Source organism: Pseudomonas sp. ES4 (genome assembly GCF_050586665.1).
In the GTDB taxonomy this organism is placed as follows: domain Bacteria; phylum Pseudomonadota; class Gammaproteobacteria; order Pseudomonadales; family Pseudomonadaceae; genus Aquipseudomonas; species Aquipseudomonas frederiksbergensis.
The window spans coordinates 112,440-138,690 of record NZ_JBOBDO010000004.1; the positions used below are offsets into that span (position 1 = coordinate 112,440).

Genomic DNA, 26,251 nt, shown 5'->3' on the forward strand with positions numbered 1-26,251 from the left:
TGCACGACTTTCTACTACAAAACGTTTGGAGCACACTCGGCCAATGGCCGACGGGGAATCTCATGACGCAAGCCAATAACGCCGTGTACACCGATCTGAGTGTTGATGATCTGGTAAAAGAAGCTCTGAGTCGCGGTGAGGGCGAGCTTGCCGATACCGGCGCGCTGGTTGTTCGCACCGGTCACCGCACCGGCCGCTCGCCAGTCGATCGTTTCATCGTTGACGAACCGTCCACCTCGGCTTCCATCGCCTGGGGCCCGATCAACCGCAAGTTCCCGGCCGACAAGTTCGATGCCCTGTGGGACCGCGTCGAAGCGTTCAACAACGCGCAAGATCATTTCGTTTCCCATGTGCATGTAGGTGCGTCCGAAGACCACTACCTGGCCGTGAAGATGACCACCCAGACTGCCTGGCAGAACCTGTTCGGCCGTTGCCTGTTCATCAACCCGCAAAAGTACAACCCGGCTGGCCGTGATGAGTGGCAAGTGCTCAACGTTGCCAACTTCGAGTGCGTGCCAGAGCGTGACGGCACCAACTCCGACGGTTGCGTGATCCTCAACTTCGCTCAGAAGAAAGTGCTGATCGCCGGCATGCGTTACGCCGGTGAAATGAAGAAAGCCATGTTCTCGGTGCAGAACTACCTGCTGCCGGCTGCCGACGTACTGCCAATGCACTGCGCCGCCAACATCGGCGAAGCGGGCGACGTGACCCTGTTCTTCGGTCTGTCCGGCACCGGTAAAACCACCCTGTCCGCCGATGAAAGCCGTTACCTGATCGGTGACGACGAGCACGGCTGGGGTGAAGGCGTTGTTTTCAACATCGAAGGCGGCTGCTACGCCAAATGCATCGACTTGTCCGAGAAGAACGAGCCGGTCATCTGGAAAGCCATCAAGCACGGCGCAGTCCTGGAAAACGTCGTTATCGACGACGCCAAGCACGCCGATTACACCGATGTCAGCCTGACCCAGAACAGCCGCGCCGCCTACCCGCTGGAGCACGTTGCCAAGCGCTCCGAGAAAAACCTCGGTGGCGAGCCGAACGCGGTGATCTTCCTGACCTGCGACCTGACCGGCGTGCTGCCGCCAGTGTCGATCCTCAGCGAAGAACAAGCGGCCTACCACTTCCTGTCCGGCTACACCGCACTGGTGGGCTCGACCGAAATGGGTTCCGGCAGCGGCATCAAGTCGACCTTCTCCACCTGCTTCGGCGCACCGTTCTTCCCGCGTCCGGCTGGCGAATACGCAGAACTGCTGATCAAGCGCATCCGCGGCTTCGGCTCCAAGGTCTACCTGGTCAACACCGGCTGGACCGGCGGTGGCTACGGCGTCGGCAAACGCTTCAACATCCCGACCACTCGCGGCGTGATCGCAGCGATCCAGAGCGGCGCGTTGATCGGCGTTGAAACCGAGCACCTCGACACCATCAACCTCGACGTGCCACTGGCCGTACCGGGCGTTGAAACCGGCCTGTTGAACCCACGTAACACCTGGGCTGACAAGGCTGCTTACGATGAAGCGGCTAAAGCACTGGCTGGGTTGTTTGTTGAGAACTTCAAGAAGTTTGAAGTGAGCGACGCGATCAAGGCTGCTGGGCCTAAGTTGTAAGGCTTGGATTTAGCGAATGAAAAAGCCGCCCTTCGGGGCGGCTTTTTTATGAGGTGTATGTTTGTAGCTCCATTCGAATTGATCTTGCCAATCCTGCAAGGTCACCATATATCGATTTTGAGTTGATGCTCATTTTCCTTAATAATGCATAACAGTTCTTGTATAGACTTTTGTCTATTGTAATTTTATGCATAGCGCAATTTTCATAAATGCTTGAATTTATTATTGAGTCGATAGTTTTTTCACGATTCCCAGAAAGTAGGAATGTGCCGGATTGTCTGTCGATTCTGGCATTTAGCTCTAATGGCTCTGTAACCCAAAGAATATCGTATGCAAAGCGATCCACGACTTCTTCAAATATTTTGTCAGGATCGTTTGAAATACTCGATCGAGTCTCTAAAAATCCAGAGTCTTTGGTTTTAATATGCCTGATAGACTGCTCCATAATTGAGCTGTAGTCTAGTGCGAATATGGAAAAGTCTGCGTTGTTAAGTGGTGAGTAGGTTTCTAGTGCAAAATATAACGCTATATAAGGACTTTCGCTGAAATCAATTAATCGTGTTGGTGTTCCGTAATGTTGCATAACTGATAGCCAACATAGTTTTGACGTAGGTGTATGCTCTACTCCATTATATATGTGGTACTTTGATATGAATGTGCTTAGCGACCTATCCTCGAACTTTCTAGCATTTTCGGCGCTCCATTTTGAGCCTAGCACTCGCTCTAACGTAGAGTCTAGTTGCCAGTTCGAATCGGAGTGTCCTCGATAAACGAAGTTGTTTGGGAATTCGTTAAGTCGTCTAATCAATTGCTCGATCGTATTTATATGTTCTTCTACTATCATATTCTGATCTCGTTGTAAGCTTGCCTGATCTCTTTGAAAGCCTCAAGATCAGTTGCCGTATCCTCGACGGAAACCCTTACAGCATCACCCTTTAGAGAAATGGCTATTGATTTTTTTTGGTCAGCTTTTTTTATTCGTGCTGATGCGGTGTTTCCAGTGGCGGCAGTGGATTTAGTAACAGCTTCAACAACATCTTCATTCAATGATTTCCCGAAAACTTCAACACTTCCGTTTTCTCCACCCAAAGCGTTGCAGTACACGGATATAGGCTTCTGAAAAAGCTCATCGGCATCAATAGGGTTTGGACCGGTAAAGTTTGCTTTGAATTTAGTAATCGCATAGGCAGATTTTATTTTTTCTAGGAAGTTTTCTGGGTCGGGGATCGAGTCCACACGAACCTCAACACCTGTTTCTATGGTTACTCTTGTTTTTTCGAAAAGCCCTTTTATTCTTCTAGATATTGACTTTACATCAGGCGCCACTCGGGATTTTTTGGCGATGCCCAATAGACCAATATCTGCATAGAAAAAAACTTGCGTGTAAGGTCCAGAATCATCCGTCTGCTTTAGAAAGTCACCGGACGTCTGGTCAAATTTTTCAACTGTCATTTTTGTAGTTCTACCGACCGCAAACTTTCCGCCTGTATCGCCGAGAGTTTCAATATTGCCGATGTGCCAAACGTTATCTTCTCGAAGCTCCATTGAGGGTTTCTCTTCAAGAGCTGCTCTGAAAATATCTGCTGCACTCATATCGTTACCAAACAAACTAAATTGGGACGGTTTGATGAATTTTATTCGATAAAGATGAAACTCTAGTAAGGCCAATTTATACCTCGATATTTTCTGGGCTTTTATTAGCGGTAATTACTGCTGATTTGTGATGCTGAGTGCCGGACGTGCCGGGTTTGGAGAATATTCTTCTGTGCGTTATAGCTGTTGCAAAAGTTAAATAAATTGTAAATTTATGAAGCAGCACTAATTGAAATGTTGTGCCTTGTACTCTGCTGTGGGTGGTGCTCAGAGCCGATTTTTTTGAACCGATGAATTCTATGTGCCCGAAGACGACTCTTAGACCGGTAGGAAAATAATAATGGAAGAGGCTTTTCAGCGATTTGCATTTCATAGCGTCTACTGTTTCATTCCTTGTAAACAGAATCCGGAACGAAAGGGCCGCGTCGTTCCTTCACTCAAGACTAAACTGAAATGACATCATTTTGCCAGCAGTTGTATGTGGGATAGCTAGCTACTTTGGTATTGGATTCGCCAATATGATCCGCATGCACGATATTGGCGACAACCTGGCTTGCAGTAGTGGGAGGGATGGGGCTGTCTATCAGCGAGTTTGAAGACGATAAACACCAGCAAAGTCAGCATGGCTACGCATTGTGACCAGGTAAATGGCTGATGAAGGGGGGCCGATTCTCTTTCAGTACACCTAGACTAATTTCCCGCTAGCCGAAACGCGGGGGCCATATTGTCTTGTTCTCGCTTCGACAGCCCCGCTGCGCTGGCCACTTTTGCCCACTGACCCACGACCTCTTGGAAGTTCTCAATTATTTCTTCCGCATCATCACGGCCTACCCGAAAGTACCCAGCCACTTCGCGAGCAAGTTCGAGATCCAGCGCGTTGTCGGCATCCGTAATGTTGAGCTTCAACCCATCGGCGTGTGATACCGGGTTCATGTCGTAGGCATCAGACAGGCGCCACCCCCGGCCGGGGTCAAGGAGAAAACCATGGTTGCGCAGGTGGTCGTCGGTATTAGAGACGAGGATGTTGAACACGATGCGTGACCATAACTCGCGGAGATCTTTGTCGGGTTCTGAGCCATGCTCCATGAGTACTTCTGCCAGCTCTAGGTAGCTCGCGCCCATCGATGCATCGTCACCGTCCACGCGGTCAGTCATGGTCATGGCTGAGGCGAAATGTAGTCGCCCACCCGTTTCGGTACGGTCGAAGCGTTTGACCATGAAGCAGTGATGGTCGCTCGCATAGCGTTGCGCAATACCCTCTGGCACTCGCAGGCCGCATTGATTCGCCAGAACACTCACCACGAATTCCCATCCGCCGACGTCATAGTCGTCCCGAGTGCTCGGGAACTTGGCGATCCACAGATGACCATTCTTGTCAGCAACACTGGCCTTGGGCCTGGCACCGCCCAATGAACCACCGGGTGCGATCAACATTCTCAGCCACTCGCGCCCATCGAGTGATGTGTTGTCTGGATCGTTTTCCAACGCTCGACTTGCCTGCTCCAGCGCACGTAACTCGACAAAAGGAGGCGCCGCCAATCCATCTCGATCATCCAGGAAATTGCCTTCGTCATTGAGCTTGTAGCGAATAGCCCCGACTCGATAGAGGTCATGAACACCTAACAGGAAATCTGACTCATAGAGCTTGGTACCCTTCGGGACCAAGCCGTCGCGGATGTCCCGTTCCAGTCGGCGTTTCATCAGCAATTGACCCCATCGATCCGGGCTTGAGTCGGCAAAAACGCCAAAGCGGGTCTGGTGTTGTCCTGGGAACTGTCGCCCTTCGAAGAGCTTGATGCGGGGATCCAGCGTCGTGAAATTCAACTCGGGATCGGCCAAAGCAGCAGTGTCGTACTCAAACTCGAACACGTTAGTGGAGCGAGCCTTTCCGGCATGAAGAAACCCAAGACGCCTTGGTCTTTGCAGGGTTTCCCAATCGGCATACACCGCGATCAGTGTCATTTTTAATCCGTCTCAGGTTTAGATTTTTTCTTGGTAAACAAATTGGAAAAAGAGTGGGTGTTCAATGGGAAATCAACCTCAAGATCCGAATCGGAGATGGGGCTTTCCAGTGCTTCCGTAGCCCTGTCGCGAATGGGTGACGATGCTTTTGTTGAAGCAACGTTGCGAACTCGTTGGCGTTTGCTGGCTGCGGAGCTCGCTCGTGGGGTTAATTGCGCGTCTTGCAGTTGGCGCCCCAACTCATCCGTTGCTGCGAGCTTGCTCAAGTCTTTTTCCAAGCCCAGAACCTGCATCACTGACATATAGGCTCCGATCGTCACGCCTGAGCCGCCGGACTCCAATGAGCGCAGCGTTGTCAGCGACATGCCAGCTCTCTCAGCCACTTGCTTGGCTGTCAGCTTGCGACGTAGCCGAGCGAGTTTGAGTCGTTCGCCAAACTCGGCGAGCAATCTGGATGCAGCCGGCAGCAGGGGCGCTGTTTTTTTAGCCATGTGCCATTATTCCTTCGTTTTTAGGCTTTAACTGCCAGAATAATAGCACTTATGTGATGATTTGCTGGGCTGCCCCAACGTGTAGCAAGTCTCTCTCTGCCAGTACGGCCGCTCCAGATGGACGTCGGAGGCGGGATTATTGAAACTGCCATTATTCCAACCTAAATCGCTAAAAACAGCCAGAATATTGCCACTTAAGTGTGGCTAGATCCCTTCCAGAGCTTTTGTATCCCACCGTTGCAACTTGACCGCTTGGTAAAGCATGCCAATGGTCAGTGGGGCTTTGTCGCCACGACCTTTGGCTCGGCGTTTGAGGAACACATCGAATCCTTCCGGCTGGAAGTAGCGATAGGCGTCGTAGTCCACGAAGTCGATCCCAAACTGTTCTTCCAGCGCTTCCATCAAATGCCGCGCATCGGCACCGTCGCAGCCCAGATCAAAGTTGATCGAGGTGGTGAGGCTGATGGTTTTGCGTTCGGGCAGACCGAGTTCTTCGTGCAGCAACTGCATGAGCAGGTGCATGGCGTGGTCGTCGGGGAAGTTGGGCGCGAGGTTCATGGGGCGTCTTCCGTTTAGGGCCATTTCGTGAGGCGGATTAAGCCTGATCTTGCGATGCGTTGGATGTCGATCAGAGCTGCGAACATGGAATTCGCGGGAAGGCTGGCGCTCACCCCGTACGATCTCGTTCATCTGTTGCACGCTTTCCATCAGCTCATCAAAAAACTTGCTCAAGGTTATCCCCGGGTTTTGATCGTTCCCACGCTCTGCGTGGGAATGCGGCCCGGGACGCTCTGCGGCCCTTTCGGAAGCTGGAACGCGGAGCGTCCCTTGAGGCATTCCCACGCAGAGCGTGGGAACGATCCTGGCTCGGCGTCAGGTGGGTGCTTTCCAGCCCATCATGCGTTGTTGGGCGACTTTCAGCAGGTCGCAGCCGTCCTGGGTCAACAGGTAGACGGCGTGGGTGATGTGCGGGATGTCTTCCACGTCACCGTTTTTGAAGCATTGGCAATGTAGGGTTTTGAGCAGGTCGCTGGAGGCTCGGATGCGCTGGAGGGCGGCTTCGAGGATGTCTTGCGGGTCGGCTTCTGTGTCGATGATCAGGGGCGGGGAATCGGTGAGGTTTGTTTCGAGTGGGCGGTAGCGATCGGGGAACGGGTTCAACGTTTTCATTGTTTATAGCCTCAAATGCATCAGCAATACCCGCGCTATCGTGACCAAGCGATAGGAGGCGGACTGTGTTCGGGTTGGTCAACCGATGAGGCTCACATCCCGGCACGCCCGAGGGCGTCCCAAACACAGCCACCATATAGCGTGCAGGCATTTGAAGTGCCGGCAGCATACAACGGACGCGTCGATATGAGCTATTCGGGTGACCAAGCCCGAGTCGCTGATTTGGCAGCGACAGCCCGACTATAGGTGTCAGCCGCCGGGCAGCGATAGACGATAAAGAGTCCCCGCTTGTAGGATCGGGCCGAACCTCGACTAGGCCCTTTCTATAGGAATTTTCGCGAAGAATGTTCTCGCGCTTTCCACCCTCCCGCGCCCATCACCTCAACGAATATGCTGATACGAAGCCACATCCAGAAGGTTGGTGCTCAGCCCGGTCGCCGGCGCATAGATCGTGCCTTTCACTGCCGAGAACCTGACCCCATTACTGCCCAGCGAAACGTAGCGCTCGCCCTGGTCCAGCTCGGTGAAGTAGGTGTACGAGCACTTTTCCATCGCTTTGTATTTCGCGGCGGCGCTGGCCATGGTGTTGTGGTGTTTCTGCAGGTCGGCCGCGCTCAGGTTGAGGATTTTGTTCAGCGGCACGCCCCAGCGCTTCAGGCACACTTCGGCAAAGTGGCGGACGATCAGGCCGGGTTCGGCCAGCACTTTAGGGCCGCTGACACCGTCTGCGGCGGCGTTGCCAACCAGCGTGCCATGGCGGCCGGGCATCGGGTAAATGTGGGTTCGGGTGCCGGTGGCCGTTTGCGGGATGACGCAGCTGAAGCCTTTGGAGCGCTCGTCTCGGGCGTAGAAGCCGACGTATTCTTTTACGTTGGCATTCAGTTTTACTTTGTCTTCCTGAAAGTTACCGATGCCCGGTACCGGATCAATCGCAAAGATATTGACCGGGATGTTCTTCAGTGCGCTGTCCTTGAACATGGCATTGGCCAGCATATGGCAACTAATACCGCCGCGGCTCCAGCCTACCAAGTTGACCTGGGTTGGAATAACGCCGTCCTTGCGAAACGTTTTAATGATTTGTTCTTGCAGCTTCTGCTGGGTCACGCTGCGGTCGCCATAGTTATATTTACGCCACAGCCAGGAACCTTCGACGATCACGTCTTCGATTGGAATGCCTGCAGCCTTCAGGCGGTTGTATTCGGTCTCGGTCAGTTTTTCGCGTTGCCAGTCACACTGGCCTTTGATGATGTTGATGGCGTGTTTGACGTTCTCCTCCCAGCCCTTGCCGAACAGCGTGCCGCTCAGGCCATAGTCCTTGGATTGAGTGAACAGTTCATCAGCTTGCAGGTTGCTGGTGCCGGGACCGTCGATCACGATCCATTCGGCAAACTCTCGGCCAGCATGATGGGAGGCGAGTGCCGAAACCAGTTCACCATTCCAGTAAGTTGGGTTCTGATTGTCGAATTTGGTCGAGCCGGTACCGCAAAAGAAAATAGTTAATGTAGTCATTGTTGTGCTCTTGTTTGGTTTAAGAGCGTACAGGCTAGTTTGAGTTATTTAGATAATGAAGTGGTTAGTTGTTACCGGGGTTGTAGTGTGTTAGAGGTTTTAGTGCCCTATTCTTTGTTTGGCAACTTCCAGTAGTTCGCAACCATCCTGCGTTAATAAATAAAGAGCATTCACGATATGAGGAATGTCTTTAACGTCGGCTTGTTTGAAGCACAGACAATAAAGCGTTTCGAGCAAATCGCTGGCCGCGCGCAGACGTTGGTGCGCAGCGTCGAGGACGGCGCCGGTGCTGGCCGTGGTGTCGATGACGAGGACGGGCGTTTCGCTGTAGCTGGTTTTGAGGGGACGATAGCGGTCTTGCATTTAGGTCAGTCCTATAGGAATTCGGGCAATCTCGCCGGCAGGCCGACACCCTGATTTCAGCCGCGCCGCAGACTATAGAAGGGCACGGCGCCGCGCGGCAATACGGCTTCGATGGACAGGTTTTGTAGGGGTTTTATCTGCCTTTTCGGACCGAACCTACGTGTTTTCCGAGGTTTTTTATGCCCAAACCCTTAGACGGCAGATTTCCTACGGGGTTGTCAGGCGCAACCCATCAAACCTCTGTAGGGTGCGCGCCAGAATCAGTAGGACGTTTCCAAATGTCCGCCCAACGCTTATCACGAATTAGGTATGCAATGGCCTCGATTTTGTTGTTGTGGGCCGGGGCATGTGGTGCGGTGGATGCTGTAGATGTCACCGGCGAAATCAGCCCGGCCCATGCCATTTTGGCGAGCAAGAGCCAGGTTTTTCACGAGAAGGTGCTTAAAAGAGCAGCTATGGGTGACGGTGTTGGTGCCCTAGATGGGGGACGACAAATCTGATTGCCCTGTTGCACCGATCTCGGATTCCGGGATTGGGCGCGAGGCTGCGTCCAGGTCCATCAATCCTTGGCCGTAGGCTTCACTGTTTGCATAGATGCCGGTCCGGTTCGCGGTCGCCAGCAGGCGTTCGCGCACTTGCTGCGCGGTGAGCTCAGGATAGCGACTATGCAGTGCTGCCAGGGCACCGCTGACCAGCGCGACCGCAGGAGAGGTGCCGGCAGTTTGGGCGTATTGGCCATCCTTGTGGGTGGTCAGCAGACCTTGGTCGGCGCCCGAATCGCCGCCCGGTACGGCGATGCACCAGGCCGCAGCCACACCGCAGTAGTTGGATTTTGCATTGATGGCGCTGCCGTCGTTCTTCAGCGCAACCACCGCGATCCAGCCCATTTCCAGTTCAGGTATGGCGATCGGCAAACCGGGCTCGACCAGCGGCTCTCGTTTCAGTTCGTTACCGGTCGGGAACACAAATACCGCGCCGCCCCGGACCAGTTTTCGGGCGGTCACCAGCGACTCAGGCATGACCTGCTTATAACGGGCCTCATTGATCTCGGTCGCGGGAATGGCGTTGGCCCACGAATTATTGAAGATGCGCGTGCCCTTGTCGAAACCGGACTGCCAGGATTGCGCAATCTCACGGTCGAAGAAAAATGGCTCGTTGTCGTCACCGAAACGAAAGGGGATCAGTTGTGCATTGAACGCAACGCCATGCATGCCCTGACCATCCTTGTTGGCCGCCAGAATGCCAGCCATCTGGGTGCCGTGACCGATTCTGTCAACGGTACCGACCTGGTTCTCGACATGGTCAAAGCCCGGATCGCGGATTCTTCCCTGGAATTCCGCCAAGTTGCTATTCAGGCCTGAATCGACCAGTGCCACGGCCACGCCTTGACCGGTGCCACCGCGGGCGTAAAGGGTTGAAGCGTGAACGATCGCCAAACCCTTTTGGGCTCGATACTCCAGTGTTTCGAACGGGGCCGGATCGATGGGGGGCTGCGTGGGGGTTGTCAGGCATCCACTTAAGAGGAATGGCAACAAAAGCGCGAAGATAATTGAAAAACTGGGTATTTGAAGCATGGTCGTTCCTTCATGAGTATCCGCGTCCACCAGGCTTCCTGCCGTGATGAGCATTTTCGCGGATAGTGATTTTTCTCGAAGTTGAACCTTACCAGTGGAATGGAGCGGGGAATCAGCGGCAAAGTGCCTTGTATGTTTCAGCCTGTGGCGAAGGTTCGTCCCGATAGACGCTGTATCATCCCGTATCGTTTTGGTCCCCGACCTTTTCTCGACTCGCTGCGTTTGCCGGCTAGGCTTTGGGCTTCGCAGCGGTCAACGGAGTGACAGCTTATGCACAACACCCTGGAACAGGTTTTCGGTTATCCACAGTTTCGGCCCGGCCAGGAAGCGGCGATCAGCGCGGTGTTGGCCGGGCGTTCGGCGGCGGCGATTTTCCCCACCGGCTCGGGCAAGTCCCTGTGTTACCAATTGCCGGCCTTGCTGCTGCCGCACCTGACGCTGGTGGTCTCGCCGCTGTTGGCGTTGATGCAGGATCAACTGGCGTTTCTGCAGCGCCACGGCATTGCGGCGGGCAGTATCGATTCGGCCCAGAGCCGCGATGATGCCAGCGACGTCATGGCTCGGGCCAAGTCTGGCGAGCTGAAGATTTTGATGATCTCCGTGGAGCGCCTGAAGAACGAGCGTTTCCGCAATTTCCTGCAGCAAGTGCCCATCTCGTTGCTGGTGGTGGATGAGGCGCACTGCATCTCGGAATGGGGCCACAATTTCCGCCCCGATTACCTCAAGCTTCCCGACTATCAGTGCCAGTTCAACATCCCTCAAGCATTGTTACTGACCGCCACCGCGACACCCAAAGTGATCGCCGACATGGAGGCCAAGTTCGCCATTGCCCCCGAAGACGTAGTAACCACTGGGTTCTATCGGCCGAACCTCAATCTGTTAGTGGAACCGGTGCGCGGTCAGGACAAACGCCGACGCCTTGTCGAATGGATGAGCGAACGTCCAGGCCAGCCGAGCATCGTTTACGTCACCTTGCAGAAAACCGCTGAGCACATCGCTGAACACCTGGGCCGCAACGGCATACAGGCGGAGGCGTATCACGCCGGTTTGCCCCACGAACAACGGGAAGCCATTCAAAAGCGCTTTATGGGCGGGCAGTCCAATTGCATCGTCGCCACCATCGCGTTCGGCATGGGCATCGACAAGAGCGACATCCGCAACGTGGTGCATTTCGACCTGCCCAAATCGATCGAAAATTACAGTCAGGAAATCGGCCGCGCCGGGCGTGACGGGCAGCCGTCCGACTGCCTGGTATTGGCCAACCGTGACAGCCTCAATGTGCTGGAAAACTTCGTCTACGGCGATACGCCTGAGCTCGATGGCATCCGCCATGTGCTCGACGAGTTGCAAGCCGCCGCGCCCGAGGGGCAGTGGGAGTTTCTGTTGGGGCCGTTGGCGGACCACAGCAACATCCGCCAATTGCCGCTCAAGACCTTGCTGGTGCAGTTGGAACTGCGCGCAATCATTGCACCGCGTTACGCCTATTACGCCGAATACCGCTTCAAATACTTGCAGGAACCAGAGGCTTTGCTGGCCCGCTTCGAGGGTGAGCGCAAGGATTTCGTCGCGGCGATCATCCAGACCTCGAGCCGCGCACGGACCTGGGCCACAGTGAATTTCGATGCGCTTTATGAACAGCATCAGGCCGAGCGTAATCGGGTGGTGAAGGCGCTGGATTATTTCCAGGAAAAGGGCTGGGTCGAGCTCGAAAGCAAGCAGATGACCGAGGTCTACAGCCTGCTGCAAACGGACTTTGATGCCCAAGCCTTGAGCGAAGAGTTGCACGCCTACTTCACCCGCCATGAACAAACCGAGATCGCACGGATTCACGCCATGCTGGATCTGTTCGCCACGGACCATTGCCTGGGCTATCGCCTGGCCGAGTACTTCGGCGATGAAAATGCGCCGCAGCAGTGCGGGCATTGTTCGGTGTGTCACGGGGATGTGGCGCGGTTGCCGACGCCACCGGAATTACCGGTGCTTGTGGATAAAAACTTCGAGGCGTTGTGCGGTGATTTTATCCACAGGCATGAACAGCACACCGGCAACGTTCCGTCTGCGGAGCGCGTGACGCGGTTTTTATGTGGCATCGGCGTGCCGCTGTTCACCAAGCTCAAGGCTCGCTCGATTCCCGGGTTTGCGGCGCTGGAAGATTATCCGTATGCCGAAGTCCGGACGTGGGCCGAGGCGTATTTGCCACGCTAGATCGTTCCCACGCTCTGCGTGGGAATGCAGCCCGGGACGCTCCGCGTCCCTTTCACAGCCGAACGCGGAGCGTGGGAACGATCAGGTGGGCGGTCATCCATCCGCTGAATGTCGCTCATCACAGGAATAAATTTCAAAAAGGCGCGGTGGCTGACTATGGTGAAGGCTGTCTTTGGATCGCCAACAAGAGAACAACCATGAGCCAGACACCGTTCACTATTCAGCGCGCTGCCGTCATTGGCGCAGGCACCATGGGCCGTGGCATTGTCATGTGCCTGGCCAACGCCGGCGTCCCGGTGCAGTGGGTCGATAACAATCCACAGATGCTTGAACAGGCGCTGGCCACCGTAGCGGACACCTACGCCCACAACGTGGCTCAGGGACGGATCGATCAGGCCGAGGCGGACGCTCGCATTGCACGAGTAACGGCGGCTGCTGACTACGCGGCGGTCCGCGATGTCGATCTGGTGATCGAAGCGGTGTACGAAAACCTCGAACTCAAGCAGAAAATCTTCCGTGAACTGGACGGTCTGCTCAAACCCGAAGCCATTCTGGCCAGCAATACCTCGGCGCTGGATATCGATGCCATCGCTGCGGCTACTCGTCGTCCGCAACAGGTGTTGGGCCTGCACTTCTTCAGCCCGGCGCACATCATGAAACTGCTGGAAATCGTTCGCGGTGCACAGACTTCACCGGCGGTGCTTGAGGCCGCCCTGGCACTGGGCAAACGCATGGGCAAGGTCAGCGTGGTGTCGGGCAACTGCCATGGTTTCATCGGCAACCGCATGCTGCATCCGTATGTGCTCGAAGCGCGCAAGATGTTGCTCGAAGGCGCTTATCCACATCAGGTCGATGCGGTGCTGCAAGGTTTTGGTTTCGCCATGGGGCCGTTCCGCATGTACGACGTGGTCGGCATCGATCTGGAGTGGCGCGCTCGGCAGTTGGCGGGTGAAGGGCAGGATGCGCCTGAGGTTCAGGTGGACAATCGTCTGTGCGAATTGGGTCGTTTCGGCCAGAAGAGTGGCAATGGCTATTACCACTATGAGCCGGGCAGTCGCCAGGCTGAGCACGATGTTGAAGTCGATGCGCTGGTGTTGCAGGTCAGCGAAGAACTAGGGTTCCAGCGCCGCGAGATAAGCCCCGAAGAGATCCTGGAGCGCTGCTTGCTGGCACTGGTCAATGAAGGGGCGAAGATCCTCCAGGAAGGGATTGCCGAATCGGCGCACGACATCGATCTGGTGTACCTCAATGGCTACGGTTTCCCGGCGGACAAGGGCGGGCCGATGGCGTGGGCGGATCAACAAGGGCTGGCGGATATTCACCAACGGTTGCTGGCACTTGAAACGAGGCAGGGCGATCAATGGAACCCGGCGCGGTTGATCGGGGAATTGGCGGCGGAGGGTAAAGGGTTTTCGGATCGGTAGACTCCACTACGGCTGATCGTCGTTCCCATGTTCTGCGTGGGAACGTCTCCATGGACGCTCTGCGTCCGCTCCTGAATGTGACGCAGAGCGTCACGGGCTGCATTCCCACGCAGAGCGTGGGAACGATCCTCAAGGCGAGAACCCATGACTCAACGCGCCACCTACCCGTACTTCCAGCCCATCACCACCCGCTGGCATGACAACGACGCCTATGGTCACGTCAACAACGTCACTTACTACAGCTTCTTCGACACAGCAGTGAACACCTACCTGATCGAAGTCGGCGGTCTGGATATCCATGACGGCGAAGTGGTGGGCTTTGTGGTGAGTTCGGCCTGCGATTACTTCGCGTCTATTGCCTTCCCTGACCGAATCGAAATCGGTTTGCGGGTGGGCAAGTTGGGCAACAGTTCGGTGCAATACGAATTGGCGGTGTTCAAGGCCGGGGAAGACGAAGCCTGCGCGGCGGGGCGCTTCGTGCATGTGTTTGTGGATCGGGCCTCTAATCAGCCGGTGGCGATTCCTGCCGGCTTGCGCGAGGCACTGCAGCGGTTGGTGGTTTGACGGGCAAAAAAAATCGCAGCCTTTGGGCTGCGATTTTTTTGATCTACCGGTAAACGAGGTGATTCAACCTCAGTCGCGATAGCGATGTTTGTGCTTGCGATGACCATAGGCGTGACCGCGCCCCGGATGGCCGTCGCGGTAGTAGCGACGATCACCATGGCCACCACGATAGGAACGACGATCATCATCATCGTCATCGCTCTTGTTGCCCATGTAGTTACCCAGCGCGCCACCGGCACCGCCGCCTGCTGCGGAGCCGATCAGGCTGCCGGTGGTGCCGCCCACGCTGCGGCCGACCACGTTACCGCCTGCTGCGCCCAACGCACCGCCAATAGCGGCTTCGCCACGGCTGCGTTTGTCTGCGCCAACAGCACTACCACCCGCGCCGCCCAGGGCCGCGCCAATGGTGGAACCTGTATTGCCGCCTAATGACTGACCGACGACCGAGCCAAGAACCCCGCCCAATGCGCCGCCCACACCTGCTTCGGTGGTGCCGCCGGCAGAAGCGAAGCCACTGACCAGGCCAAGGGACAACAAGAGAATCGAGGAGAACTTCATAGAGGAACCTCAAGGGGATGACGGCGCGATCCTGAGGCCGTGTCATGGTCGTGACAATCGAAATCCGACGAGTAACACGACTTGAGCACATTTCTATAAGTTACTGTTTTTTAGTCGGAACTTAAGCGTTTTTCGCCGGTCTTTAACTACTTCGGACAGGCCGTTTTCATGCAAAACGGCCTTTTTTGTGGGCGTTTGGAAAGTGACTGATCTGGAATATTCGATTGATCGTTCCCACGCTCTGCGTGGGAATGCAGCCCGGGACGCTCCGCGTCCCAAAGCGGACGCAGAGCGTCCATCGAGGCATTCCCACGCAGAGCGTGGGAACGATCAGGGTCAGGCCGACTTGGCCATGATGAGTCCAGTCTCACTCGCCGCTTCCAACCGGATCGCCACAAACTTCGACGTTGGCGTATGGCTGCCATCCCCAATGCTCTCCAGCGGCACCAGCGGATTCACTTCCGGGTAATAAGCCGCGGCTTGCCCGGCAGGGATATCAAACGCCAGCAGCGTAAAGCCCTTCACCCGACGCACGCGGCCATCGTCCCAGATCGAAACGATGTCAGCCTTCTGCCCTGGCTTGAACCCCAGCCGAATGATGTCGGCTTCGTTGACGAACAACACATCACGCTGACCTTTCACGCCGCGATAGCGGTCATCAAGCCCATAAATCGTGGTGTTGTACTGATCGTGAGAACGCATCGACTGCATGATCAGGTCCGGCAATACGCCGGTAGCGCGAGTGCGTTCGTGCACCAGGTCTTTGGGCAGGACGTTCGCACGGAAATTGGCGCGCCCCGACGCGGTGTTCCAGCGGCGAGCACCGGCGCTGTTGCCGAGGTAGAACCCGCCCGGGTTCTGGATCTTTTCGTTGAAGTCCTTGAAGCCCACCACGGTGTCGGCAATCAGGTCGCGGATGCGCCGGTAATCGGCCACCAGCCAGTTCCAGTCCACCGGTTGGCTGCCCAGGGTCGCGGCAGCGATGCCGGCAATGATCGCCGGCTCCGAACGCATCTGGTTCGACAGCGGCTGCAACTGGCCGTTGGAAGCATGAACCATGCTGAACGAGTCTTCGACGGTCACCGCTTGCGGGCCTTCGGTCTGGATATCGATGTCGGTGCGGCCCAGGCACGGCAGGATCAGCGCCTCTTTACCGTGGGCCAGATGGCTGCGGTTGAGCTTGGTGCTGATTTGCACGGTCAGGTCGCAGTTGCTCAGCGCCTGGAAGGTCCGTGAGCTGTCCGGGGTGGCTTGGGCGAAGTTGCCGCCCAGGCCGATAAAGATTTTCGCGCGGCCATCGGCCATGGCATGGATCGCCTCGACCACGTTGTGACCGTTTTCACGCGGCACCTTGAACTTGAAGCGACGCTCCAGTGAGTCGAGGAACGCCACCGGCGGACGCTCGTTGATGCCCATGGTCCGGTCGCCCTGCACGTTGCTGTGGCCGCGCACCGGGCACAGACCGGCGCCGGGCCGGCCGATATTGCCGCGCAACAACATCAGGTTGGCGATTTCCTGGATGGTCGCCACCGAATGACGATGCTGGGTGATGCCCATCGCCCAGCACATGATCACGTTCTTGCCTTTGGCGTACATCCGCGCCGCTTGCTCGATTTCAACCAGCGTCAGTCCGGATTGCTGGACGATCTGCTCCCACGAGGTGTCGTCGACGATGCCCAGGTATTCCAGCACGTTGACACTGTGTTCATTGAGGAAGTCGTGGTCGAAAACGGCAGGCTCACCCGCCTTCTGTGCGTCACGCTCCCACTGCAACAGAAACTTGGCCATGCCGCGCATGATCGCCATGTCGCCGCCCAATGCCGGACGGAAGTACGCGGTGTTGGTCGGCTTGTCGCCGTTGGTGAGCATTTCGATCGCGTGTTGCGGGTGCTGGAAACGTTCCAGGCCGCGCTCTTTCAACGGGTTGATGCAGACCACTTGAGCGCCGCGTTTCACCGCTTCGCGCAGCGGTTCGAGCATCCGTGGGTGGTTGGTACCAGGGTTCTGACCCCAGACAAAAATCGCGTCGGCGTGTTCGAAGTCGTCGAAGGTGACGGTGCCTTTGCCGACGCCGACACTTTGCGCCATGGCCACACCGCTGGCCTCGTGGCACATGTTCGAGCAATCGGGGAAGTTATTGGTGCCATAGGCACGCACGAACAATTGATACAGGTACGCCGCTTCGTTGCTGGCGCGGCCGGAGGTGTAGAACTCGGCCTGATCCGGGCTCGACAGGCCCTGCAAATGCTTGGCGATCAAGGAGAACGCGGCTTCCCAGCTGATCGGCTTGTAGCGATCGGTTGCGGCGTCATAGCTTAATGGCTCGGTCAGACGGCCCTGATATTCCAGCCAGTAGTCGCTCTGTTCCAGCAATGAACTGACGCTGTGTTTGGCAAAGAACGCACCGTCGACACGGCGCTTGGTCGCTTCCCAGTTCACCGCTTTGGCGCCGTTCTCGCAGAACGCCACCATGCCGGCTTCCTTGGAATCGCCCCAGGCACAACCGGGGCAGTCGAACCCGCCGTTCTTGTTGGTTTTGAGCATCATGCGCAGGTTTTTCAGCGCGTTGTCGCTGGTCAACCAGGCGCGGGCAACGCTGGCCAGCGCGCCCCAGCCACCGGCTGGACCTTTGTAGGGCTTGTAACGCGGAACGGGTTTCTGGTCGGCTTGTTGATGTTGACTCACGCTGGGTTCTCCGTCGCGGGGCTGTAGACCCGCGGCGCATTTTTCTGCGGCAGGTGGATGAGATTGAGGTTGTGGCGGCGGGCCCATTGCACGGCAAGGCCCGTGGGCGACGACAGGCTGACCAGGGTCTGGATACCTGCGCGCAACACTTTCTGGATCAATTCGAGGCTGCAACGGCTGGTGACAATCACCAGCCCGCCGGTGATCGGGATCTTCTGCCGGATCAGTCCGCCAATCAGCTTATCGAGGGCGTTGTGTCGGCCGATGTCTTCGCGACCCAGCAGCAATTGGCCCTGACTGTCCATGAACACGGCGGCGTGTACCGCGCCGGAATACTGGCCAAGAGGCTGGAACGCCCCGATGCGCTGACGCAAGCCATCGAGCCATTCGGCGGGTGGCAAGGGTGCGCCGGGCAACACCTTGAGATCGGGCAATGCCTGTTCCACCGCTTCCACGCCGCAAAGGCCGCAACCGCTGGTGCCAGCCATTTGCCGACGCTGTTGCTTGAGGTTCCAGAAGGCGCGGTTGGCGATGGTCACTTGCGCGTATTGCGCTGACCCCGAGCCGCTGAGTTGCAGGTCATAGATGTCGCAGGCGTCTTCGATGATGCCGCTGCCGAGGCTGAAGCCGACGATGAAGTCTTCAAGGTCCGTCGGCGTCACCAGCATGACCGCCTGACTGATGCCGTTATAAGCGATCGCCAACGCGACTTCTTCGGCCAGCGCGGTGCTGGCCGATTCCGTGTCTTGAAGGTCGCAGTAACTGTAGGTCTGGCTTGCGGCGGGCGCTGGCGTTTCGAGGGCTGGCGCCGCGCAGGCAGGGCGCTTGGCGTTCATGAGGTATCACCGAAGGGTTAGGCTGCCTTAAGCCTAGGCGCGTCAACTTGTCGCGTCTAATCGCTAATACTGATCTACCGATAGATGACGTCGATCAAGAGCTAGGCAGCGATTGCTGAAGTATCGCGAAACAGGCTTCCGCGAGCGCCGACCGCGGGGCGCTGCGACGCATGATCAGCCCCAGCCGGGCGAGGGTTTGCGCATTTTCGATGGGGTGCAGACGCAAATGATCGGTGAGTTTTTCCAGGCCGCCGTCCATTGGCATCACGGCGCAGCAGAATCCACCGTGCACCGCTTGTAACAATTGGTGGACGGCATCGGTTTGCAGCAACAGTTGCGGGGAGAGGCCGCGACTGTGGAAGTTGTGGTCGATGGACTGGCGAAAATGCATGCCGCTGGAAAGCATGCCCAGCGGCAGTTCGATCAGCGATTCCCAGCTCAGCGGCGCCTCGCCGAAACTGAAGAAACGCTGATCGTAGAGCAGGCCCATGCGGGTTTCGTTGAATGCCAGGGAATCGAAGCGTTCGCCATCCAGTCGCTCCAGGTACGAAACGCCCAGATCCAGGCGATTGTTTGCCAGTTGTTCGAGGATCTGCTCGGAACTCAGTGCCGAGAGTTCGAAGCGCAGGTTCGGGTGTTCGGCGTGCAGGCGTTGCATCAGCGGCAGCGGATCAAAGCTCGACAGCGGCACCACGCCCAGACGCAACGTACCGACCAGATTGCCGCGACAGGCAGCCGCTTCGGCCTGCAAGCCGTCGTAGGCCGCCAACACCGTGCGCGCCCACGCCAGCACCCGTTCACCCGGTGCGGTAAAACCTTCGAAGCGCTGACCGCGATTGACCAGCGGCAACTCGAGTTCTTCTTCGAGGCTGCGCAGGCGCATGGACAGGGTCGGCTGGGTGATGTGACAACGCGCGGCGGCCTGGCCGAAATGCCGGGTTTCGTCGAGGGCGATGAGGAATTTAAGTTGCTTGATGTCCATCTTCGCTCCAGGGCGCGGGAAGGCTTGGATTCTAGCGCTTGCGGGGAAGCGGCGTCATTGGTCGGGTTGGAACCGCAAGTGACGGCCTTGGGCTAGGCTTTTGCGTCTGGAACCCAAAACCCAAGGAGAGCGCACCATGAGTATTTTTAGCTTTGTGAAAGAAGCAGGCGAAAAACTTATCGATCTGCTGACGCCAGGCAACGCCAATGCCAGCGAGCAATTGAAGGAACACATCAGCAAAGTCGGCCTGGGTAACCCGAATGTGCAGGCGACGGTGGAGGGCGACAAAGTCACCTTGACCGGCGAAGTCGCCAGTCAGGAAGAGAAGGAAAAAATCCTGCTGGCGGTGGGCAATATTGCCGGTGTCGCTAGTGTGGATGACCAGATCACCGTAAAGGGCCCGGTTGCTCAGGCGGCGCGGTTCGTCACTGTGAAAAAGGGCGACACCCTCAGCGCGATTGCCAAGGCTGAGTACGGCGACGCCAACAAGTACAACAAAATCTTCGAGGCCAACAAGCCGATGCTGTCTCACCCGGACAAGATCTATCCGGGGCAGTCGTTGCGTATTCCTGAGTAACGCTAAGACCGTGTGATGGCCTTCGCGGGCAAGCCACGCTCCCACAGGATCTGTGTCGTTCGATGGATGCGAACGACACAGATCCTGTGGGAGCGTGGCTTGCCCGCGATGCAGGCGACGCGGTCTCAGAGCCCGGCAATCAACTCCCGATAATCCCCCACCGCCGCAAACTCGGCCGTATCCTTCGGCCCTTTGCGGCTGTCCGGCTCGCTCACGGCCAACAAATGCGCCACCCCAAAATTCCGCGCACTGCGCAGGATCGGCAAGGTGTCGTCGATAAACAGGCTGCGCGCCGGATCAAAGCCGATGTCCGCCTGCAAGGCATCCCAGAATTGCGGGTTCTCCTTGGCAAAACCGTAATCGTGCGAGCTGATCAACCGCTCGAAATACGGCGCCAGTTCGATTCTTTCCAGTTTCAATGACAGCGAATCGCGATGCGCATTGGTGATCAGCACCACGCGTTTACCCGCCTGTTTGATGGCGGCCAGAAAGGTGTCCGCATCCGGACGAAGGGCAATCAAATGCGCGGTTTCCAGTTTCAGTTCGCGCACCGACAACTTGAGCTCGGCGCTCCAGAAATCCAGGCAATACCACTGCAACTGGCCGGCGTTGCGTTCGAACAACGGCTGCAATTCCATCTCGGCCATGGCCCGGCTCACCCCGTGCAATTCGGCGTAACGCTGGGGCAGGTGTTCCATCCAGAAATGGTTGTCGTAGTGCAGGTCCAGCAGCGTGCCGTCCATGTCCAGCAGAACGGTGTCGATGTCGCGCCAGGGCAGCAGGGACATAAAAAACTTCTCCAGCGGTAAAAAAGATATCCGACGTAAACAATCAGGATAGGCCGGGTATAGTAACGCGCTATCGCCAAGGAGCCGCTCATGCGCCAGAAACCCACCATCCTCGCCCGCGAGATCGTCGCCACCAGCCGTTTGTTTTGCGTCGAAGAGCTGAAGTTGCGCTTTTCCAATGGCGTAGAGCGCACGTATGAGCGACTGGTCGGCAAGGGCGCCGGTTATGGCGCGGTGATGATCGTGGCGATGCTGGATGCGGACCACGCCGTGCTGGTTGAAGAGTATTGCGGCGGCACCGATGAATACGAGCTGTCCTTGCCCAAAGGCTTGATCGAGCCGGGCGAGGACGTGCTGGCGGCGGCCGAGCGGGAGCTCAAGGAAGAGGCCGGGTACGGCGCGCGGCAATTGGAGCATTTGACTGAATTGTCGCTGTCGCCCGGTTACATGAGCCAGAAGATCCAGGTGGTGTTGGCCACTGATCTGTACGAAGAAAGCCTGGAAGGCGATGAGCCTGAGCCGATGGGCGTGGACAAAATCAACCTGCGTGAGTTGTCGGCCCTGGCCCAGAACCCGCGATTCACTGAGGGCCGTGCATTGGCAGCGCTGTATTTGGCCCGTGATCTACTGACTCAGCGTGGAGCATTCCAGCCATGATTTTCCCTCATCCGTTGATGGCGCCTGTTGTTGAACTGGCGCTGAAGGCCGGTGAAGCGATACTGCCGTTCTGGCGCATCGGTACGGCTGTAACCGCCAAGGCTGACGATTCCCCGGTCACGGCCGCCGACATGGCCGCTCATCATGTGATCCTGGCCGGGCTGACGGCGCTGGACCCGAGCATCCCGGTGCTGTCCGAAGAAGACGCCAACATTCCCCAGAGCGTGCGCGCCGGGTGGCAGCGTTGGTGGCTGGTGGACCCGCTGGACGGGACCAAGGAGTTCATCTCCGGCAGCGAAGAATTTACCGTCAACATCGCGCTGATCGAGCAGGGGCGAGTGGTGTTTGGCGTGGTGTCGATGCCGACCAACGGGCGCTTCTACGTCGGTGGTGCGGGTCTGGGCGCGTGGCGTGGCGACAAAGACGCGGCGCCTTCGCCGATTCAGGTTCGCGAGGTTCCTGCTGAAGGTGAAGCCTTTACGGTGGTCGCCAGTCGTCGGCATTCCAGCCCTGAACAAGAGCGCCTGCTGGCCGGGTTGAGCGACAGTCTGGGTGAACTGCAATTGGCTAATATCGGCAGTTCATTGAAGTTCTGTTTGTTGGCGGAGGGGGCGGCGGATTGTTATCCGCGGTTGGCGCCGACTTCGCAGTGGGACACGGCGGCGGCGCAAGGCGTGCTGGAAGGCGCGGGCGGTGAGGTGCTGGATTTGAGCGGTGCGCCGTTCAGTTATCCGGCGCGGGAATCGTTGTTGAATGAGTTTTTCCTGGCGCTGCCGGCCAAGGCTGCGTGGCGCGAAAAACTGCTGGAACTCGCCCGCCGTTAAGATCGTTCCCACGCTCCGCGTGGGAATGCAGCCCGTGACGCTCCGCGTCACTGGACGCGGAGCGTCCCTAGAGGCATTCCCACGCAGAGCGTGGGAACGATCACCGACGATCACCGGTGCAGCACGTACTGCCCCGTAAACTTCACCGCATCGTCATCACTGTCGGCATTGACGATCCGCGATTGCAGCGTCAACCGCGCCCGTCCATACCGCCGATACATCGCCAAAAACTTCTTCCACACCGCCGCACTCGGCGCATGGCAAATCGCTGTCGCGTCCATGGTCACCGGCAGCGGATAGCTGATCTGTCCTTCCTGAATCACGATGTGCCCGCCTTCAACCCCCTCTTCATGCAAACGCAAATGCAGCCAACCCCAACCGGCCAGCACTGCACCGCAATACAGGCTGCCGCCGAACATGGTGCTTTTGTGATTGACGTTGGCCTCCAGCGGCAAGTGCAGGCGCAGTTGCTGGTCGTGCCAATCGAGCACTTTGAGGCCCATCTCCCGCGTCAGGGGAATGTCGCGATGGAGGACGGATTCCAGATGACGGCTGTCGCGGCTCATGCACGGTTCTCTTGTCTGAAGATGATGATTTGACGGTAGCTCAATCGGGTTCGTCGGTGTGGTTGCTGCCACCGTCGGCGAAGTTCAGCCCGTGCTTGCGCAGTTTGTCGTGCAAGGTCTTGCGTGGGATGCCGAGGGCTTCGGCGAGGCTGCGCACCGAGCTGTGAGAGCGCGCCAGTTCGGCGGCGATCAAGCTCTTCTCGAAGTTTTCCACTTGTTCGCTGAGACCGCCGCTGACCAGCTCGACCGTCATGCCGGCAGCGCCATCGGCGGCGCTATTGTCCAGGGCCAGTTCCAGGCCCAGGGCAAAGCGTTCGGCCGCGTTCTGCAGTTCCCGCACGTTGCCCGGCCAGGTGTGGCGCAGCAGCAGGGCGCGTTGTCCCGGTTGCAATTCGTGGGGCGGCAGACCGTGGCGAGCGCTCGCTTCATCGGCGAAATACTGAAACAGCATCAACGCATCTTCGCCGCGCTCGCGCAGCGGCGGAATACGCAGCGGCGCAACGTTCAGGCGGTAATACAAGTCGGCACGGAAGCGGCCCTGATCGGCGGATTGACGCAGGTCTTCCTTGGTCGCCGCGATGATGCGGATGTCCAGCGGGATCAGCTGATTACCGCCCAAGCGCTCGACGACCCGCTCTTGCAGCAAACGCAGCAATTTCACCTGCACATCCAGGCTCATGCTTTCGATTTCATCGAGGAACAACGTGCCGCCATTGGCGAATTCGAACTTGCCGATGCGGCGCTTTTGCGCGCCGGTAAAGGCGCCTGGCTCATGACCGAACAGCTCGCTTTCTACCACCGACTCGGCCAGGGCGCCGGCATTGATCGCCACGAACGGACCGTTGCGACGGCTCGACAGATCGTGCAAGGCGCGGGCGACAACTTCTTTGCCGGCGCCGGTTTCGCCAAGGATCAGCACATCGGCCTTGGTCGCCGCCAATGCACCGATCTGCTCGCGCAGGCGCAGCATCGGCGCCGATTGCCCGACCAGTCGGGCGCTCAGCGCATTGCGATCGCTCAGGGCCAGACGCAGGCTGCGGTTGTCCAGCACCAGACGGCGCAGGTCCAGGGCGCGGCGCACGCTGTCGAGCAGGGCGTCGCTGGCAAAGGGTTTTTCCAGAAAGTCATAAGCCCCGGCGCGCATGGCCTGCACCGCCAGCGGCACATCGCCGTGGCCGGTAATCAGCAGCACCGGCAGTTCCGGGTCCTGGGCATGCAGTTCAGTCAGCAGTTCAAGACCGTCCATGCCCGGCATGCGGATGTCACTGACCACCACGCCGGGCCAGTCGCGTTCCAGTTGCGCGGCCAGGCCCTTGGCTTCAGCGAGCGGCAGGATTTTCAGGCCGGCGAGGTCCAGGGTCTGGCTCAGGGCCTGGCGCAGGTGCGGATCGTCGTCGATCAGCACGACCTGGATGCGGTTGTCGATGGTCATGCACTTCGGTCCTCGGACGGTTGCAGGTTCACACCCGGTGCGCCTGCACGCAACTTCAGGGTAATCAGGGCGCCGCCTTCCTTGTGGTTGGCGAACGACAGTTCACCGCCGAAGGCGCGCATCAGGGTTTCGCAAATCGCCAGCCCTAGCCCGAGCCCCTGGGTGCGGGTCTTGGTGGTGTAGAAAGGCTCGCTGGCGCGGCCAAGTGCCTCCAGGCAGAACCCCGGGCCATTGTCGCGAATGTACAGGTTGACGCCGTCGGCAGTGGATTGGGCACTCAACCAGAGCTTACGCGGCGGGCCTTTTTCCGTCAGGGCGTCTAAGGCGTTGGCCAGCAGATTGCCGAGCACCTGACGCAGACGGGTTTCCCCGGCCTCGACCCACAGGGTGGCGGCCGGCAAGTCGCGGATCAGCTCGACTTCCATGCTGCGTCGACGCTTGGCCAGCAGCGCCAGTGCATCGTCCAGCGCCGGTTGCAGGGCGACGCTTTCCGGGGCGTGGCGATCGCGTCGGGCGAAGGCGCGCAAGTGGGCGATGATCGACGCCATGCGCCCGGTCAGGTCGCTGATCAGCTTGAGGTTGCCCCGCGCTTCGTCGGTGCGCTGATGATCGAGCAGCACCTCGGCGTTTTCTGCGTAGCTGCGGATCGCCGCCAGCGGTTGATTCAATTCGTGGCTGATGCTCGCCGACATGGTGCCAAGGGCCGACAGTTTGCCGGCCTGCACCAGATCATCCTGAGCGCGAACCAGTTCTTGCTGGGCGTGTTCGCGTTCCAGCACTTCCTGTTTCAGTCGACGGTTGAGGCCTTCGAGGTCGCTGGTCCGCTCGGCTACCCGGCCTTCCAGCTCGCGACGGGCCTTGGCTTCGAAAGCGATTCGATCAAGGTAATGACGACGGCGCTGCATCATCAGCCCCAGCAGCAACATCAACACCAACAACGCCGCGCCGCCGATGGCGACGACCGTGCGTACCGGGCGATCGATCAAGGTGCGTGGGGCCAGGATGCTGACGTTCCAACCGGTTTCTGCGATGGGCTGGGTTTGCGTCAGCCAGGCGTTGGGGTTGAGCCGCAATGGTTTGGGATCACGGGTGGGATAAGGTTGAATCGCCGTAATCGCCTTGCGTTCTTCTTCGCCCAAGGGGCGGGTCGAGCGGAATCGCCACTCGGGCCGCGACGTGAGAATGACCACGCCGTTATGGTCGGTCACCAGCAGTTGTTCCGGGGTTTTGCCCCAGAGGCTTTCGGTGTGGTCCAGGTCGACCTTGACCACCAGCACGCCGATGATCTTTTCGCCACTACGCACGGCGGCGGCGAAGAAATAGCCGCGTTTGGCCGATGTTGTGCCCAAACCGAAAAAACGCCCGAGCCGCCCGGCCATGGCTTCGCTGAAGTACGGCCGAAAGGAAAAATTACGCCCGACGAAACTGTCGTGTTTGTCCCAGTTGGACGCGGCCAGGGTCTTGCCCGTGGTGTCCATCAGGTACATGACTTCGGCGCCGGTCTGGGCGCTGATGTTTTTCAGCAAGCGATTGGCGTTGCCTTGGGTGACGCCATCGTCGGGCGCACCGAGGACCGCTCGCAGGGCCGGCAGATCGCCGAGGATCTGCGGCAGCACTTCATAGCGGTGCAGGGTGCCCAGCAGGTTGGCGACGTAAAGGTCGAGGGTCTGACGGTTCTGCCCGGCCAGTTCGCTGCGGTAGTAACGCTCGGCCAGATGTTCCAGCGGCCACAGCAATGGCGCCAGACACAGCGCGAGCAGGGCCAGGCTGCGCCAGCGGGGTCTGCGGGGGAGGGTCGGAGTCATGAGCATCGAGCGCCTGTGGGTACAGGCGCATTATGCCTAGGCTTGCGGGCGCAGTCTGCGCGCCGTGTCGGGCACGCCTGTG

Annotated in this window: 25 protein-coding genes; 8 read left to right on the forward strand and 17 right to left on the reverse strand. The window is 58.0% G+C overall.

Translation table 11 applies throughout. The annotated features are described in order from the left end of the window. Positions 1-62: 62 nt before the first annotated feature. Entirely contained in the window at positions 63-1,604 is a 1,542-nt protein-coding gene (locus tag ACQ4OB_RS06395; protein WP_074872562.1) for a phosphoenolpyruvate carboxykinase, read from the forward strand. Positions 1,605-1,650: 46 nt separating this feature from the next. Here ACQ4OB_RS06395 and ACQ4OB_RS06400 read toward each other — a convergent pair whose 3' ends face one another. The 8 genes from ACQ4OB_RS06400 to ACQ4OB_RS06435 form a co-directional block, all read right to left on the reverse strand. Then, on the reverse strand, positions 1,651-2,448 hold the full coding sequence (locus ACQ4OB_RS06400; RefSeq protein ID WP_430955312.1) for an FRG domain-containing protein: 798 nt from the start codon (positions 2,446-2,448) through the stop codon (positions 1,651-1,653). Further along, positions 2,445-3,197 carry a hypothetical protein gene (locus tag ACQ4OB_RS06405; protein WP_430955313.1) on the reverse strand — a complete coding sequence of 251 codons (753 nt, stop codon included), beginning with the start codon at positions 3,195-3,197 and terminating at the stop codon, positions 2,445-2,447. The genes ACQ4OB_RS06400 and ACQ4OB_RS06405 overlap by 4 nt, the downstream gene beginning before the upstream one ends. A gap of 690 nt (positions 3,198-3,887) precedes the next feature. After that, a complete protein-coding gene (locus ACQ4OB_RS06410) occupies positions 3,888-5,159 on the reverse strand; it encodes a type II toxin-antitoxin system HipA family toxin (protein ID WP_430955314.1) in 1,272 nt (423 codons plus the stop codon). A 2-nt stretch (positions 5,160-5,161) separates the two neighbouring features. After that, positions 5,162-5,650, reverse strand: coding sequence for a helix-turn-helix domain-containing protein (locus ACQ4OB_RS06415; RefSeq protein ID WP_430955315.1), 489 nt, complete (start codon positions 5,648-5,650; stop codon positions 5,162-5,164). Positions 5,651-5,854: 204 nt separating this feature from the next. Continuing rightward, positions 5,855-6,208: a DUF1493 family protein gene (locus tag ACQ4OB_RS06420; protein WP_430955316.1), complete on the reverse strand. Its 354-nt coding sequence runs from the start codon at positions 6,206-6,208 to the stop codon at positions 5,855-5,857. Between the two features lie 315 nt (positions 6,209-6,523). Further along, a complete protein-coding gene (locus tag ACQ4OB_RS06425) occupies positions 6,524-6,820 on the reverse strand; it encodes a hypothetical protein (protein WP_430955317.1) in 297 nt (98 codons plus the stop codon). Positions 6,821-7,201: 381 nt separating this feature from the next. Beyond that, positions 7,202-8,329 carry a hypothetical protein gene (locus ACQ4OB_RS06430; RefSeq protein ID WP_430955318.1) on the reverse strand — a complete coding sequence of 376 codons (1,128 nt, stop codon included), beginning with the start codon at positions 8,327-8,329 and terminating at the stop codon, positions 7,202-7,204. A 99-nt stretch (positions 8,330-8,428) separates the two neighbouring features. After that, positions 8,429-8,692 (reverse strand): hypothetical protein, encoded by a 264-nt coding sequence (locus ACQ4OB_RS06435; protein ID WP_074872576.1) that lies wholly within the window; start codon positions 8,690-8,692, stop codon positions 8,429-8,431. A gap of 278 nt (positions 8,693-8,970) precedes the next feature. On the opposite strand from ACQ4OB_RS06435, the gene ACQ4OB_RS06440 reads away from it, so the two are divergent. Continuing rightward, complete coding sequence (locus ACQ4OB_RS06440) at positions 8,971-9,192, forward strand: hypothetical protein (RefSeq protein WP_259331735.1); 222 nt, start codon at positions 8,971-8,973, stop codon at positions 9,190-9,192. Here the strand turns inward: ACQ4OB_RS06440 and ACQ4OB_RS06445 are convergent. After that, positions 9,169-10,266: a S8 family peptidase gene (locus ACQ4OB_RS06445; protein WP_102614990.1), complete on the reverse strand. Its 1,098-nt coding sequence runs from the start codon at positions 10,264-10,266 to the stop codon at positions 9,169-9,171. The genes ACQ4OB_RS06440 and ACQ4OB_RS06445 overlap by 24 nt on opposite strands. A 270-nt stretch (positions 10,267-10,536) precedes the next feature. Between ACQ4OB_RS06445 and ACQ4OB_RS06450 the strand changes: the two genes are divergently transcribed. The 3 genes from ACQ4OB_RS06450 (at position 10,537) to ACQ4OB_RS06460 (ending at position 14,459) form a co-directional block, all read left to right on the forward strand. After that, positions 10,537-12,471, forward strand: coding sequence for a RecQ family ATP-dependent DNA helicase (locus ACQ4OB_RS06450; protein ID WP_430955319.1), 1,935 nt, complete (start codon positions 10,537-10,539; stop codon positions 12,469-12,471). A gap of 197 nt (positions 12,472-12,668) precedes the next feature. Next, positions 12,669-13,895 (forward strand): 3-hydroxyacyl-CoA dehydrogenase NAD-binding domain-containing protein, encoded by a 1,227-nt coding sequence (locus tag ACQ4OB_RS06455; protein WP_430955320.1) that lies wholly within the window; start codon positions 12,669-12,671, stop codon positions 13,893-13,895. A gap of 144 nt (positions 13,896-14,039) precedes the next feature. Then, positions 14,040-14,459 (forward strand): acyl-CoA thioesterase, encoded by a 420-nt coding sequence (locus ACQ4OB_RS06460; protein ID WP_430955321.1) that lies wholly within the window; start codon positions 14,040-14,042, stop codon positions 14,457-14,459. Between the two features lie 69 nt (positions 14,460-14,528). On the opposite strand, the gene ACQ4OB_RS06465 is transcribed toward ACQ4OB_RS06460, so the two are convergent. The 4 genes from ACQ4OB_RS06465 to ACQ4OB_RS06480 form a co-directional block, all read right to left on the reverse strand. Further along, the gene (locus ACQ4OB_RS06465; protein WP_074872587.1) at positions 14,529-15,017 is read right to left on the reverse strand and encodes a glycine zipper domain-containing protein; all 489 of its coding nucleotides are present in this window, start codon (positions 15,015-15,017) and stop codon (positions 14,529-14,531) included. A gap of 336 nt (positions 15,018-15,353) precedes the next feature. Beyond that, the gene (locus ACQ4OB_RS06470) at positions 15,354-17,702 is read right to left on the reverse strand and encodes an FdhF/YdeP family oxidoreductase (RefSeq protein ID WP_430955322.1); all 2,349 of its coding nucleotides are present in this window, start codon (positions 17,700-17,702) and stop codon (positions 15,354-15,356) included. Beyond that, positions 17,699-18,538 carry a formate dehydrogenase accessory sulfurtransferase FdhD gene (gene fdhD, locus ACQ4OB_RS06475; RefSeq protein WP_074872591.1) on the reverse strand — a complete coding sequence of 280 codons (840 nt, stop codon included), beginning with the start codon at positions 18,536-18,538 and terminating at the stop codon, positions 17,699-17,701. The genes ACQ4OB_RS06470 and fdhD overlap by 4 nt, the downstream gene beginning before the upstream one ends. Positions 18,539-18,632: 94 nt before the next feature. Further along, a complete protein-coding gene (locus ACQ4OB_RS06480; protein ID WP_430955323.1) occupies positions 18,633-19,520 on the reverse strand; it encodes a LysR family transcriptional regulator in 888 nt (295 codons plus the stop codon). A 136-nt stretch (positions 19,521-19,656) separates the two neighbouring features. On the opposite strand from ACQ4OB_RS06480, the gene lysM reads away from it, so the two are divergent. Beyond that, positions 19,657-20,097, forward strand: coding sequence for a peptidoglycan-binding protein LysM (lysM, locus tag ACQ4OB_RS06485; protein ID WP_074872594.1), 441 nt, complete (start codon positions 19,657-19,659; stop codon positions 20,095-20,097). A gap of 125 nt (positions 20,098-20,222) precedes the next feature. Here lysM and yrfG read toward each other — a convergent pair whose 3' ends face one another. Beyond that, on the reverse strand, positions 20,223-20,885 hold the full coding sequence (gene yrfG / locus ACQ4OB_RS06490) for a GMP/IMP nucleotidase (RefSeq protein ID WP_074872596.1): 663 nt from the start codon (positions 20,883-20,885) through the stop codon (positions 20,223-20,225). A 90-nt stretch (positions 20,886-20,975) separates the two neighbouring features. Here yrfG and nudE point away from each other — a divergent pair, with 90 nt between their 5' ends. Together nudE and cysQ are read left to right on the forward strand one after the other, a co-directional pair. Beyond that, positions 20,976-21,542 carry an ADP compounds hydrolase NudE gene (gene nudE, locus ACQ4OB_RS06495; protein ID WP_008149334.1) on the forward strand — a complete coding sequence of 189 codons (567 nt, stop codon included), beginning with the start codon at positions 20,976-20,978 and terminating at the stop codon, positions 21,540-21,542. Further along, a complete protein-coding gene (gene cysQ, locus ACQ4OB_RS06500; protein WP_074872599.1) occupies positions 21,539-22,366 on the forward strand; it encodes a 3'(2'),5'-bisphosphate nucleotidase CysQ in 828 nt (275 codons plus the stop codon). The genes nudE and cysQ overlap by 4 nt, the downstream gene beginning before the upstream one ends. Positions 22,367-22,476: 110 nt before the next feature. Here the strand turns inward: cysQ and ACQ4OB_RS06505 are convergent, their stop codons facing one another. From ACQ4OB_RS06505 to ACQ4OB_RS06515, 3 genes are read right to left on the reverse strand one after another with little or no spacing between them, the layout of a single operon-like run. After that, entirely contained in the window at positions 22,477-22,932 is a 456-nt protein-coding gene (locus ACQ4OB_RS06505; RefSeq protein WP_430955324.1) for a YiiD C-terminal domain-containing protein, read from the reverse strand. A gap of 40 nt (positions 22,933-22,972) precedes the next feature. Then, positions 22,973-24,364, reverse strand: coding sequence for a sigma-54-dependent transcriptional regulator (locus tag ACQ4OB_RS06510; protein ID WP_430955325.1), 1,392 nt, complete (start codon positions 24,362-24,364; stop codon positions 22,973-22,975). Next, positions 24,361-26,169, reverse strand: a complete 1,809-nt coding sequence (locus ACQ4OB_RS06515) for a sensor histidine kinase (RefSeq protein WP_074880443.1) — start codon at positions 26,167-26,169, stop codon at positions 24,361-24,363. Before ACQ4OB_RS06515 ends, ACQ4OB_RS06510 begins: the two co-directional genes overlap by 4 nt. Between the last annotated feature and the right edge of the window lie 82 nt (positions 26,170-26,251).